Genomic DNA, 13558 nt, shown 5'->3' with positions numbered 1-13558 from the left:
ATCAGCAGACGCCGGGAGTGAAGCGTCTGCTGTTGGAGGGCGCGCTGTAGCGGTCATTTACGGGCGGCGCGGACAGCGTTGCGCTCCTGCTCCAGCGCATACCGACGGCAATGCTCTAGATAGCCCTTCTCGTGATCACCGACCAACTGCACCACGCTGGACCACAGCCATGAAGGTGCATCGAGTGTATGCGAACGGTTGAGCTGCAGGTCTTTTATCCATGACGAACGCGTGGCCAGGTCCATTTGCCGCGCGTGTGCCAGGCCGACCACGCGGGCGAGGTAGCCGGCAGCGGACATTGCCTCGCGCTGGCTCAGTTGATCGAGTTCAAGCTTCAAGTCCTGAGGCAACAATTCGCGAATGAAAAAGCCGTGGTCGAGCATGCGCGCGGCAATCATCCGGTCACCCAGCCCCGGCGATAAAGCGCGAGCGCCCTCCACCACCCGCTGACCATTGTCACGTGGCATTTTCGCCCTCGGCACCCGTGGCGCTGCAGCGCGCACAGCTTCCTTGATATCGACCAGGCAGTAATCCACGTCGTCCCCCTTGCCCACAGCGAGCAGCGCCGCATACCGGAGCAGCCCCAGTGAACTGCAACCTTTGACCCAATACGCAGCGTCGAGCAACTCGACGTCGTCATCCCGCGAGCGGCCCTTGAGGGCGGTCACCAGGCTGTGCATTTCAGACGTATCGCACAGCGTAGCCACGGCACTGCGCTCGGCCTTTGACAACGACCAGAAATGCTTGCCTAACGGAATCGTGGGCCGCGTGTCCTCGATACGTTCCTGGGCCAGGTGCTTCCAGGTCCGCGCCACTGCGCTACGCATGCCGGCCTTTACCTGGGCAGGTCTGGGCGGCTCGTCATCGCTATCGCCCTCGAAGGCCTGCTCGTAGCCGCGCATCATTTCTTCGAGCATCTGCGCGGTGGCGACGCCAGGGAGGTCCGATCCGCGGGCTGCGGTGGCGAGGGACAAGGCCAAGCGCACCAAGTCGTGGGCCGGGTTGCCGATGACCGTCTGATCGAGGTCGCGAATGTGAATGTCGGTTTTGCCTTTCAAGTCGCCGGTAGGGCCGAGGTTGCCGGCATGGCAGTCGCCACAGATCCACACGGCAGGGCCGCTGGGTAGACGACGCCCGACTTGAGTGTGCAGCCACTCGTAGAACTGCACGGTGCTGCCGCGCACGTACGCATGTGCGGAACGAGCCATTTTGAGGTTACGCAGATTGTTGAGTACATCGAGACGCGCGACGGGACGGGGCGTTTTCATTCAGGCAGTCTTAAAAGTGTGAGCGGTTGACCCACCGCCACGCGAATGTTTCAAAACATTTCAGATATCCTCAAATATCTGAAGGTGTAACCCCCATGAACGCCCCGAGGTTGCCCATTTGCGCGCGCGCCATCTGCGGGCCGGTCTGGATCAGCGCGCCACGTGCCTGCGCCTGCTGCAAGAATGGCGTGACGGCAGGTGAGGTCACCACATCGGCCACCAGGCACCCGGGCGTCAGCGTCTCGAGCATGGCGTCAGGCAGCGGCAGTTCGTCGGTGGCCCGCATGCCGAGCGGCGAGGCATTGGCGACCAGCGCAAAGCCTGCGAGCGAGCGGTATGCCAGGCCGATACGCACCGCCGGGAAGGCATTGTGCAGCACGTCGGCAAGGCCCCTGGCACGGCCGCTGTCGAGGTCGGTGAGCACCAATTCGCTGAGGCCTGCTTCGCAAAGGGAGCAAGCGATCGCGCTGCCCACCCCACCCGCGCCAAGTACCAGGGCTCGCTGACCGTGGGGCTCGAAGCCCTGTTGCCGCGCGGCAGTCAAAAACCCTTCGCCATCGACGTTGTCGCCCAGCAAGGTGCCGTCCGCCTCGCGCCTGATCACATTGACCGAGCGCAGCAGCGTGGCGCGGGCGCTGAGGTGATCCAGATACTGAGTCACCACCTGCTTGTACGGAACGGTGATCACGCAACCACGCATGTTTTGCCAGCCGCGCAGGCAGTCGAGGAATGCGCGGATGGCGTCGGCGCGCACATCGATGGGGATCATGGTCAGATCCAGGCCGTTATCCTGGAACCAGGTATTGAAATTGACCGGGGATTTGACCTGGGCAATGGGCGAACCGACGATCGCCACCAGCTGCGTTGCGCCACCGACCATGGGGGCCTCCGACGTTGTTATTGATGTTATCGGGGTGGAGCGCCAGCTTCGGCCATCAGCGTCGATGACGCCGACGCTCCTGGAGCTCTTGAGGAATGCGCCTGTGCTGCTCTTTCAGCTCACCGATGAGGTTAGCAATGGCGCGGCTCGATGCCAGCTTGTTCGCCGCTATTTCACCCACCGTCAGATCGATCTTGCCGTTCCTGGGGTTGATGAAATGCACGGTCATGGTGCCTTTGGAGTCTATTTCGCACCTGCATTTGCTGGGCAGAAAGGCTGATTCCAGCAGGTGTCGCAGCTGTAGATGAGAAAGCATGATGTACCCCGAACGTCATGTGATTATTGTTGTTGACCTTGGCAGCCGTCGTTGCAGCATAGCGTGGAGATAGGCACACGGTGGCTCAATAGAGCACCTTGCCAGCCTCACGCATGAAGATTTCCACCGTCTTGGGCCCAATGCCCTTGAACGCTTGCAGGCGCTGCTCGAACTCATGACGGTCGGTGCTTTGCGCGTGGAGGGTGGTGACCTTGCCGCCATACTCGTCATGGAGTTTGTTGGCGAGCAGCACCAGGCGTTCGGCGGTGGATTCGTCATAACGTGAATACCGCGCCTCACCCAGCATCGCTACCAGTTCGCGGTGGCTGCAATGGGCCAATTTGCGCGGCGTATCGCGCTGATGCTTGACTACGATCACCCGATAAGCCTCGGCGGCGATGCTGGCGCTGATGCGTTTGCCCATGAGGAAACTGGCGAGCAGCCATTTGAACAGCCCGGCTTCATCGCCGTGCTCGAGGGCAATATCGAGATCATGGGCAGTGATGGTTTTGCTCAAGGTGGTGCTCTCCCTGGGACCCAGGTCTGGTCAACATATGGAGACGAGCGCGAGCCCGAACGTTCAACAGAGGATGTTCGGGCCCCTTCCCTACCCCGAGACTGCCTCACCTATCGGCTGCGGCTTGTTGCGCCGTCCAGCGCAAATCCACCACAGCAGGCAGGTGAACAGCACCGAAGCGATCGCCGGTGCTCCGTATGGCGCGCCGATGCTCAACCAGCGATAAACAAAAGCGGCCGCTCCATCAGCCTTTCGTACCGAGCCCCAACGGCAAGCCCTTTAGGATGTCCTGCAACCACAACAAAAAAGGACATCCGCTATGCGCTTGGGTTGGTACTCGGCACTCACGCCGACGGAAAAACGCACCTACTGGGCGTGCTTCGGGGGCTTCACCCTCGATTCCATGGACTCGACCATCTACGCACTGATGATGCCAGTGTTGATGACCGTGCTTGCCCTGACCAAGTCGGATGCGGGATTGCTGGGATCGGTGTCGCTGATCGGCAGTGCCTTGGGCGGTTGGGGTGCAGGTTTGCTCGCCGACCGCTATGGGCGCATCAAGGTGATGCAGGGCACGGTGCTGTGGGTGGCGGCGTTTACCTGCCTGGCGGGCCTGTGCAGCAGCTTCTGGGAATTCCTGCCGGTGCGCTTCCTGCAGGGCATCGGTTACGGCGGTGAGGCCGTAGTCGGCGCGGTGCTGATCAGCGAAGCCATCACCCCGGCGCTGCGCGGTCGTGTGGCGGCATCGGTGCAGAGTGGTTATGCCGTCGGCTACGCGATTTCGCTCACATTGATGCCCGTGGTTTTCGCCTGGCTGCCCGAACACATCGCCTGGCGCGCGTTCTTCGCCATCGGCCTGCTACCGGCTTTCCTGATCTGGTTCATCCGTCGCCTGGTGCCAGAGTCCGCGGCCTTCACCCAAGCCGCCAGTCAGCCACGCAAGAAACTCGACATCAAGGAAATATTCGGCGCGCAACATCGGCGGGTCACGCTGATCAGTACGGTGCTGGCCAGCGGTATCTTCGGTGGCGCCTACATCATGATCACCTGGCTGCCCACCTATATGCGCATGGTGCTCAACCTTCCGGTGGCCTCGACCTCCGGTTATCTCGCGGTGAATATCATCGGCTCGCTGCTGGGGCCGTTCGTGTATGGGCGTATCAGTGACCATATCAGCCGCGGTAAGGCGTTCCTGCTGTTTCTGCTTTGCCAGGCCTGCGTGGTTTCGGTCTATACGTTTGCGCCGATCAACATGACCGTCACCCTAGGCCTGGGGCTGTTGCTCGGTGCGTTTCAGGGCGGCCTGGCGTCTGGGCTGCCGGTCGCCTTTGCCGAGCTCTACCCCACTCGCATCCGCGCCAATGGGGCAGGCTTTTGCACCAGCTTCGGCCGCGGTTTCGGCTCGATCATGCCGGCGGCGGTGGGCTTCGCTTCGACCGCAATGGGTTTGCCGACGGCCATGGGGGTGTTCGCGATCAGCTCCTATGCGATCGCATTCGTTGCGGCGCTGTGCCTGCCCGATGCGACCGGTGCGGATATGACTGAAGAGCATCCGCAGGGTGTCAGGCATGGCGGTGAGTCGGCAGATAGTTCGGCGGCAGGGCATGTTGGGCAAACGCCTTAGGATCGGGCCGGGTGCTGCGCGTGATGGTTCCTGCGGCAGGCTGGTGCAAATGGGACCGGCCTCTCGTATTTGGGTTTGGGCACGCTTCGGTGGGCTGGAGATTGGGGTGTGGTCCTTTGCTGCGGGCCTGTGCGGCTCGCCCTGCCCATTGGCCCTTCGCTTAGGCTCAGGGTTCCCGCGTTCCGGCACCTGAAGAGAGGGCACGGCGCAATGGGCCATCCTTGGCCCAACGCGCCTGACCCGGCATCCTGCCGGGATCTCCCTCTCTTCAGGCGCCTCCACGCGGCCTGCTGGAGGGGCGGCCGCACAGGCCCGCAGCAAAGGACCAGCCGAGATTTGAGCTATGTCATGAAAGAGCAGACACCACCAATATCACTGTTCTGCTTTCGAGCCGGCCTTGGGGTCGCGGCCCCCTTCCAGCAGGCCGCGTGGAGGTACGCTTGCGCAGGGATGGCCGGCATGGATGCCGGCCAAGCCCCGTTGGGCCATGGAAGGCCCATCGGGGCGTGCCCTGCGCAAGCGTGCCGGAGCGCGGGAACCCCGAGCGTCAGCGAGGGGCCAATGGCGGGGGCAGCGACCCCAAGGCCGGCTCGAAAGCAGAACCACCGCAATCCAATAGCCTCAAACTGACCACCCAATCACTGCGCATGCTTGCGATCAAACTCCCAAACCGCCGGAAACCCCATCAACTCGCACATCTTCTCGAACGAATAAAGCTCATCCAGATGCCCCACCGTCCCCTTGCGCGCACGCAATTCGCCATAGACTTCATGCAGCGCCTTCGCCACCGCCAGGAACCCCGACGCCGGATAAATGGCCAGCGAGAAACCCAGACGTTGCAGCTCGGCCGGCGGCAGTTGCGGTGTACGCCCGCCTTCCACCACATTGACCAGCAACGGCACATCGAAGCGTTTACCAATGGCTTCGAGCTCTTGCTCGGACTCCGGCGACTCGAGAAACAGCACATCGGCGCCTGCCTCCAAATACGCATCGCAGCGGCGCATCGCTTCGTCCAGGCCCAATGAAGTGCGCGCATCGGTACGCGCGACGATCAACATGTCCGGGTCTTGCCGCGCTTCGACCGCAACGCGAATCTTCTGCACCATATCGCTCTGGGCGATCACTCGGCGCCCCGGCGTATGGCCGCATTTTTTCGGAAATTCCTGGTCCTCGAGCTGGATACCCGCCGCCCCTGCCCGCTCATAGCCGCGTACGGTATGAGCGACGTTCAACAGCCCGCCATAACCGGTATCGGCATCGCAGATGATCGGCGTACGGCTGGCCGCGCAGAACGCCGTCACCCGGTTGAGCATGTCGGTGTAAGTGGCGAGGCCCGCATCGGCTTCGCCCAGATAGGACGCCACCGTGCCGAAGCCGGTCATGTACAGGCAGTCGAAGCCAAGGCTGTCGGCCATACGCACCGAAATCAGATCGAACACGCCCGGTGCGACTACCAGCTCGTCGCCGGCCAGCTTGGCTTTCAATTGCTTTCTCAAGGATGAACTCATGACAGATCTCACTCAGTGATGAAGGTCTTTGGTGACGCCCAGTGCGCGCTCGACGCGAGTCCGCTCAGGCACCTGGACCGCAATGTCTTCAAGGGATCGACGATTGGTTTCAACGCCGAAGAAAAACAGCACCACGGCCATGACCAGCAAGGCACTGATGATCACCAGCAGCACGTTTTCGATATTGCCCAGCGCATACACGGCAACGACGATCTGCGGCGCCACGATGCCGGCAATACGCCCCGCCGCGCCGGCCACACCACTGCCGCGCATCCGATTTTCGGTGGCGAACAATTCCGGAATATAGGTGGCGATGCCCAACGCAACCAGCAGATAGGTCAAGGTGAACAGCACGAAGCCCAGACTCACGGCCATGCTGATACTGGTGGACTGGCCGTAGAACCAGCCCACCACCGCAGCCGCGATGGAGATGACGATGATGCCGTTCTTGCGCCCGATGCGATCGGCCAACAGCGCACCGACCAAGGCGCCTGCCGGCCCACCCAAAGACATCAGCGCGGTGTAGCCCAGCGAGGCCTTGAGGTCGATACCCTGGTGCAGCAGGAAGGTCGGCACCCAGACGATAAAGCCATAGATGACGATATTGATCGCCACCTGGATGCAGATGGCGATCCAGGTCCGGCGCCGCAACGCCCGCCCGAACAATTCGCTCATCCGCGTCTTGCGCACTGGCGCGGCATAGTTCTCGGTGATCGGCGGCAAGGCGCGACCCTGGGCCGTCTCGGCTTCTATCTCTTCGAGGATCGCGTTGGCCTCACTCAAGCGCCCCTTGGACTCCAGCCAGCGCGGCGACTCGGGCATCTTTTTGCGCAGCACCCAGATCACCAGCGCGCCGATCCCGACGATAGCGAACATCGCGCGCCAACCGAGGGTCGGGATCAGCAGGAAACCAATGAAGGTCGAAAAGAACAGGCCCGCGTTAGTGATCAGCGACAGATACGCCGACCATTTACCCCGCACCGCCGGCGGAATGAACTCGCCGATCGAGCCGTAGCCGACGACAATCTCAGCGCCCAGCCCGAGGCCCATGATGAAGCGGCACGCGATCAGCCACTCCATGTTCGGCGCGAAAGCACCGGCCAGGGACGCGAGGCCGAAAATCGCCAGGTTGAACTGATAGGTGAACTTGCGCCCTTTGGCGTCGCCCAGGATACCGGCGGCGATGGCACCGATCAGCATGCCGATGAAGGTCGACGACAGAAACGCCGCGTTGAGCAGCAACGACGACCACCCGCTGCGCGCTAGTTCGCCGAGCACCCCGCCCGCCAGATACAGATCGAAAGAGTCGAGGAACATGCCCCCACCGATCAACCAGAGAATGCGCCGATGGAAGCTCGACGTGGGTAGCCGATCCAGCCGCGCACCTGCATTTACCGTGCTTGTCATGATGCAGTCTCCTGCCGTTCTTATTGTTGTTGTGTCCCACTGAGGGGCAGCCGATGCCGGTCCTTTTCGGCGCAGTACTGATAGGCGATACAACCGCGCGCCCGCACGTTTTTAGTCAGGGGTCTGATCGATCAACGCGTGGTCGAGTCTGGCCAACAGCGAGGTCTGCGCCGCGAGAATGTGACAGCGCATCGCCGCCTCGGCCCAGGCCGGATTTCTCGCCCTCACCGCCTGCACGATCTCGATGTGCTGCCCCGCACTGCGCTCGCGGTCTGTATCGCGGTAGCTGGCGTAGGTCCACTTGATCAGCGGCACCTCCTTCATCGATTGCAGCGACTGCGCCAAGCGGCTGTTGCCCGCGGCGGCGGTGAGGATGTCGTGAAAGCGCTTGTTGGTGTCGAACCAGCTGTCGGTGGGCTCGGCATCCAGGCCCCGGCTGGCGATCACGCGGGTGCGCTCGGCCAGCTCATCGAGTTCGGTGATCTGCTCCGGCGTGACACGCAATGCGGCCTGGCCGACCAGATAGGGTTCGATCAACAGGCGGGCTTCGAAAATTTCCTCGACATCGCGGGTCGACCACCGCCTGACCCTCGCGCCGCGGTTGGGCAAGACTTCAAGCCAGCCTTCGGCTTCGAGGCGGCGGATGGCTTCGCGCACCGGGGTGCGGCTGACGCCCAAGTCTTCGGCGATGCGCGATTCGCGGAGGAATTCGCCGGGCACATAACGGGCGTCGCTGATGGCTTGCTTGATCAGAGAATAGGGATCATCGCTGGGAACGAGGGTAAGGTGCGAAGCAGACATCGTATACAACCTTCCGGTTAAATCCGGTTTTTATTGGTTTAGACGTGAATCAAACCATAGGTTGTATGCAACTTAAGGTCAAGGCAGCGAAATCGTTTCACCGCCCTGCGGATAAAAAACAGTGAGCACGATCAATGGAAATGCTCATTCACGCCACGTCGCCAACCCCGTGCGTCACCCCCAACAACTGCAACGGCTCGACCTGCGCCGCCTCAGCAAAGACAAAATTATCCGCCGTCAGATGCGCCTTCAAATCTCCCGCCAACCGCACCTCGAACAAGCGCCCCTGCGCATCCCCGTCCAGATCGCGCAAAAACGTCCGGCCAGAGTCCTGCACCAATTTCAACGTCTCCCCATGCCCATCCCCCAGCCCGGTATAGCCCAAGGCCGAGAAATCCAGCCGGTCGTTGTAAGCCGAGAAGCCGTTGATGGTGTCGGCGAACACCGAGCTGCCCTGGCGAAAGCTGTCGCTGACTTTCGTATAGGCAAAGGTATCGTTGCCCGTGTCGCCGTTCATCACATCCGCGCCGCCACCGCCGACCAACGTATCGTCGCCGACGCCGCCGCTGAGCCGGTCATTGCCATCACCGCCGCGGATCCAGTTGTCGGTCGAATCGCCAATCAGGGTATCGGCGCCGCCAGTGCCGTAAACGTTGTGATCGAGCCAGCTCGGCAGCACGCTGGGGGTGTTGCCCAAGGGCTGGGCGAAGAGAATGCTGTCCTGGGACAGCTCGAACTGATGATCCCCCGCCAGCAGTATCTCGAAATGCTCACCCTGGGCATTTTGCTCCAGCGACTTGAGCACTGTCTGCTCGCCATCGGCACTGACGCTGACCTTGAGCGTATGCCCATGACCGTCGCCAAGACCGGTGAAGCCCAGCGCTGAAACGTCGAGCTGATCGCCCAGGCTGGCGTCAAAGTCCATCACCATGTCCCGCCCCGCAGTACCGCCGGCTGCGTTCGATCGCAGGCTGTCGCTCAACTCGCGATAGACAAAAGTATCGGCCCCCGCGCCACCCTCCAGGCGGTCGCCACCGCCGTCGCCGAATAACCGGTCGTCGCCGCCCAGGCCGTGCAGAGTGTCGCGTGCATCGCCGCCGTAGAGGGAGTCGGCGAGCGCCGAGCCGCTCAGCGAATCGGCTGCCGCCGTGCCTTCAGCGAGCTGCTGCAGATTGGCCACGGTAAAGTCGCGGTGGTCGCCGAGCAGCACCGCCTCGAAACGATTGCCCGCCGCGTCCGCATCCAGATGCTTGAGGTAGGTACGATCCAGCGCCGCGTTGTAACTCAGCAGCAGCGTGTCGCCATGGCCGTTGCCCAACGTGCTGAAACCCAAGGCGCAGAGGTCCAGGCGATCGCTGGTGGCGTCAAAGTCAGTGATGCGGTCGGCGTAGCTATGGGCCGCATCGCGGTAGCTGTCGGCCAGGGTGTCGAAGCGCACCACATCGGCGCCAGCACCGGTGGTCAGCAAATCCACGCCGCCGCCGCCATCGAGCACATCGGCGCCCGCGCCGGCATTGAGCGTATCGTTGCCATCACCGGCGACGAGTTGGTCGCGTGCCACACCACCGTTCATGACGTCGGCGTGATCGGTGCCATACAGGCGCACGAACGCGACATTGTTGCTTTTGACGCTGTGCTCGCCGACCACCACGATCGGCAGGACCGTCTGGCTGACGATGTTGTCGGCGACGGTGTTGTAGTCGCCCGTGTCGATCCCCACGGTGATGCCGTAATAGCTGTTGTGCCCGCCCGTCACCACATTGTGGGTCGCCGACACGTTGTTCGCCGTGGTGGCGGGGCTGCCGGTCCAGCCGCTGATGTCGATTTCGGAATACGAAAACTCGTCGTAGTCGTTGCCGAACACGTGGTTCTGAGTGATGACCCCGTCGCTGCTGGCATCGCTGAGGATGCCGTTGTAGAGGTTGCCGTGCAGGTCCATCGCGCTGATCTGAAAACCATGGACCAGCACCGCGTCGACACCGTTACTGTTGTTGCCCACGGCGCTGCCGCCATCGATCACGATACGGCTGGTGCCGGCACTGCTGCTCTCGCCTTCGCGCAGCACGAAGCCGTCGTTGCCATTGGTGAGGGCGTCGCTGTCGAGTACCGTCAGTTCGCCGCCGAGGTCGAAGCCTGCGTCCCCGTTGCTCTGGGCCAGCGAATCATGGATGTAGCTATTGGCCTGGCCGTCGGCGTGGAACCCGGCGATACCATTGAACCGCGCAACGCTGTCGCTCACGCTGAATTGATGACCCACACTGCGCAGGTCGAAACCATCGCCACTGGCGTTGACCACTTCTACGGCGCTCAGGGTGACGTCGTCGCTGGTGCCACTGACCCACCCCTGCACCGTACCGCTGTTGCCGGCCCGATTGCCGTCGATGGTCAAGCTGCTCGCGCCAATGGAATCACCGTCACCGTGCACCACCGAGGTCGCCCCGGTCGAGCCGTCGGCCAGCTTGAGCACCGTCTGGCCCATGCCGTCGCCGGTCAGCGAGGTGAAGTCCTTGAGCTGCAAGGCACTGCCTGCGGCGGTGGAACTGAGCGTGTAGGTGCCGCTGGACAGATACACCTGCCCACCACCGTCTGCCGCCGCTGCATCGATGGCCGCCTGGATGGCCGCCGTGTCGTCGGTGCTGCCGTCGCCTTTGGCGCCGTAGTTTTTTACGTTGTAGATAGCCATGCGGGTCTCCTTCCCGCACGGTGTTCTGATGGGGGGGGAGGCGAACGGCGGGCGGGTGATTCAGGCTAGTTCAGTCTTGGGGTGTGCTGGGGATGGGGGCCCGCGATGTGATAGACGGTCTGCCCGACCTCACCCCACCGGCCCCATATTCGCCAAAATCAACAACGCCCCCATCACCGTGATCGCCCCCCCGATCCGCGTCGATATCTGCGCATACGGCAGCAGCTGCATCCGGTTCGCCGCCGTCAAAATCGCGATATCCCCCGTCCCGCCCAACCCGCTGTGGCAGCCATTCACAATCGCCGTATCGATCGGATACAGGTTCAACCGCCGCGCCACCACCAACCCCGTCAGCACCAAGGTCAACACCGTGCTCGCAATGGTCAGCACATTGCCGATATGCAGTGCGGCCGTCAGCTCGCTCCAGTGCGTTACGGCAATGGAGTTGGCGAACAGCAGCGGATAGGTCACGCACGTGGTGAAGAACTGAAACAACAACCGCGCACCGGTTTCCAGCCGTGCCGGAATCACGTTGGCCAGCTTCAGCAGCACCGCCAAAAACAACATGCACACCGGCCCCGGCAGGCCGAACAGCGCATGCAGCAGCACACCGGCCAGGTAGAGGGTGATGGCACACATGCCGGCGGCGATCACTTGGTTGATGGTCTGGCCGTCGAACTGGATTTTCACCGGTTGGTCGGCAACCGCGTCATCCGAGATCTCGGCCATCTGCAAGCGGCCGTTCCCGGTCAGCGAGGGATAGCGCTTGCCCAAAAGGTCCAGCGCACCGCAGGCGAGGATCGCACACAGGTTGCCGAGCAAAATGATCGGCAGCAACTGCGCGAGAATCTTGCCCGAGTCCATGCCGAGGATTTCGCCGTAGCCGACCGATAGCGGAATCGCGCCCTCGCCGAGCCCGCCACCCATGACCGGCACGATCACGAAAAACAATACCTGGCGCAACGGCAATCCACACAACAGCCCAACCGCGACACCGGCGATCAGGGCCAGCACCGAACCCAGCAGCAACGGCACGAAAATCTTCGCGAAGCCTTTGACGATGAGGTTGCGGTCCATGGTGAAAATGCTGCCCACCACCACCGCCGAGACGAACAGGTAGATGAAGTTGCTCTGTTTGGTAAAGGACGTCACCGGCGCGATGATCTCTTGCGGCACCCAGCCCAGGCTCACCAGGTACGAGGGCAGGAACGCCGAGACGATGGCCGCGCCGCCGATCTTGCCGATAAACGGCAGGCGCTTGCCGAGCTCGCCGCAGGTGGCGCCACCCAAGCCGATGATGGCGATCATGGTCGGCAGATCGGGCTTGAGTTCATGCTCGATCAGCAGACCGACCACCAGGGCGACTAGCACCAGGTAGACCGGCACCGGAATGAAGCTGATGCGGATATTCATCAGCCGCTCGAACAGCGACGCCTGCGGTGGCGCGGCGGCCAGGGTGTCGACGTTATGCATGGGAACCTCATCTTATTGTTGTAGAAGGTGTCGGCAGCGTTTCAGTGCGTCAGCAGCCCCGCCTGTCGCGCTTGGGCCAGGAGCATCTCGGCGCGGCGCACGAACGGCGCATCGACCATCTGGCCATCGACCTGGTAGGCCCCCACCCCCGCACGCGCAGCGTCACCCGCAGCGGCAACGATGCGCTGCGCCTTGGCGATTTCATCTCGATTGGGCACGAAGGCTTCATTGGCCAGGGCGATTTGTGAAGGATGAATGCACGACTTGCCGGCAAATCCCAGGCGTCGGGCGTAAACCGCTTCGTCGCGATAGCCCTCGGGGCGGTTGATGGCTGCATAGGCTGCGTCATAGGCAGCTACCCCGGCCTCACCGGCGGCCAGACGCACGCTGAGCTGGATCTGCTGAATGACGTTGACCGCATGCCGATCGATACCCAGCGGTTCCAGCAGATCAGCAAAGCCCAGTTGCAAGCCCATGACCCGCGGATGCGCGGCAGCGATGGCGGCGGCCTGGCGCAGGCCACGGGGCGATTCGATATTGGCCAGGATAGTCAGCGGCACCCGGCGCCCGGCGCGCTGTTCAAGCTGCTGCAAGGTGTCGGCCAGGCGCAGGATCTGCTCGGGGTCTTCGGCCTTGGGCAGATTGATGATCTGCACATGAGTGGCGACCAGCGCCTCGAGGTCGGCCAGGTAGTGGATCGAGTCTTGCGCGTTGATGCGTACCAGCAGTTGCTTGCTCGCACTCGGCGGCTGGCTCAGGTAGCTGGCCAGTTGCGCCCGAGCATCGGCCTTGGCACTTTCGGCCACGGCGTCTTCGAGATCGAAGCTGATGCCATCGGCGGCCGAGGCCATGGCCTTGGGGAACAGCTCGGGGCGTGAGCCCGGGACGAACAATTTACTGCGCATGGGGCACCTGTGTTTTCGACGGTGCGGGCTGAAGCCAGCGTGCACCGCGCCTGGCGATGGGCATTGCGCTCCCATACCCGGCATTGTTATTGGAAACCCCGGAGGTGGCTCCGGTGGCAGGGGCCATAGTGCAAAAGGTTAAAAGTTAGTTAAAGTGCTTATCTCTAGGTTCAGAA

The 13558-nt window shown here is 62.5% G+C and carries 11 protein-coding genes; 1 reads left to right on the top strand and 10 read right to left on the bottom strand.

Annotated elements, in window-relative coordinates:
- Positions 1-53: 53 nt before the first annotated feature.
- The 4 genes from LIX93_RS00750 to LIX93_RS00735 form a co-directional block, all read right to left on the bottom strand.
- Positions 54-1268, bottom strand: coding sequence for a DUF2252 family protein (locus LIX93_RS00750; RefSeq protein ID WP_226502106.1), 1215 nt, complete (start codon positions 1266-1268; stop codon positions 54-56).
- Between the two features lie 70 nt (positions 1269-1338).
- Complete coding sequence (locus LIX93_RS00745) at positions 1339-2148, bottom strand: shikimate dehydrogenase (RefSeq protein ID WP_226502105.1); 810 nt, start codon at positions 2146-2148, stop codon at positions 1339-1341.
- 55 nt (positions 2149-2203) lie between these two features.
- Positions 2204-2464: a DUF1652 domain-containing protein gene (locus tag LIX93_RS00740; RefSeq protein ID WP_226502104.1), complete on the bottom strand. Its 261-nt coding sequence runs from the start codon at positions 2462-2464 to the stop codon at positions 2204-2206.
- An 85-nt stretch (positions 2465-2549) separates the two neighbouring features.
- Positions 2550-2981 carry a DNA methylase gene (locus LIX93_RS00735; protein WP_226502103.1) on the bottom strand — a complete coding sequence of 144 codons (432 nt, stop codon included), beginning with the start codon at positions 2979-2981 and terminating at the stop codon, positions 2550-2552.
- A gap of 319 nt (positions 2982-3300) precedes the next feature.
- Between LIX93_RS00735 and LIX93_RS00730 the strand changes: the two genes are divergently transcribed.
- On the top strand, positions 3301-4605 hold the full coding sequence (locus LIX93_RS00730) for an MFS transporter (protein ID WP_226502102.1): 1305 nt from the start codon (positions 3301-3303) through the stop codon (positions 4603-4605).
- Between the two features lie 638 nt (positions 4606-5243).
- Here LIX93_RS00730 and LIX93_RS00725 read toward each other — a convergent pair.
- From LIX93_RS00725 to LIX93_RS00700, 6 genes are all read right to left on the bottom strand, one after another.
- Positions 5244-6113 carry an isocitrate lyase/PEP mutase family protein gene (locus tag LIX93_RS00725; protein WP_226502101.1) on the bottom strand — a complete coding sequence of 290 codons (870 nt, stop codon included), beginning with the start codon at positions 6111-6113 and terminating at the stop codon, positions 5244-5246.
- Between the two features lie 12 nt (positions 6114-6125).
- Positions 6126-7520: an MFS transporter gene (locus tag LIX93_RS00720; protein WP_226502100.1), complete on the bottom strand. Its 1395-nt coding sequence runs from the start codon at positions 7518-7520 to the stop codon at positions 6126-6128.
- Between the two features lie 111 nt (positions 7521-7631).
- Positions 7632-8321: a GntR family transcriptional regulator gene (locus LIX93_RS00715; RefSeq protein WP_226502099.1), complete on the bottom strand. Its 690-nt coding sequence runs from the start codon at positions 8319-8321 to the stop codon at positions 7632-7634.
- Positions 8322-8469: 148 nt separating this feature from the next.
- Entirely contained in the window at positions 8470-11004 is a 2535-nt protein-coding gene (locus LIX93_RS00710) for a glycosyl hydrolase family 28-related protein (RefSeq protein WP_226502098.1), read from the bottom strand.
- Between the two features lie 129 nt (positions 11005-11133).
- A complete protein-coding gene (locus LIX93_RS00705) occupies positions 11134-12477 on the bottom strand; it encodes a 2-hydroxycarboxylate transporter family protein (RefSeq protein ID WP_226502097.1) in 1344 nt (447 codons plus the stop codon).
- A gap of 41 nt (positions 12478-12518) precedes the next feature.
- Positions 12519-13382 (bottom strand): CoA ester lyase, encoded by an 864-nt coding sequence (locus LIX93_RS00700; protein WP_226502096.1) that lies wholly within the window; start codon positions 13380-13382, stop codon positions 12519-12521.
- Positions 13383-13558: the final 176 nt, after the last annotated feature.

It is taken from the genome of Pseudomonas sp. MWU16-30317, from assembly GCF_020515695.1.
Lineage (GTDB): Bacteria > Pseudomonadota > Gammaproteobacteria > Pseudomonadales > Pseudomonadaceae > Aquipseudomonas.
This window is presented reverse-complemented; position numbering and strand designations above follow the sequence as displayed.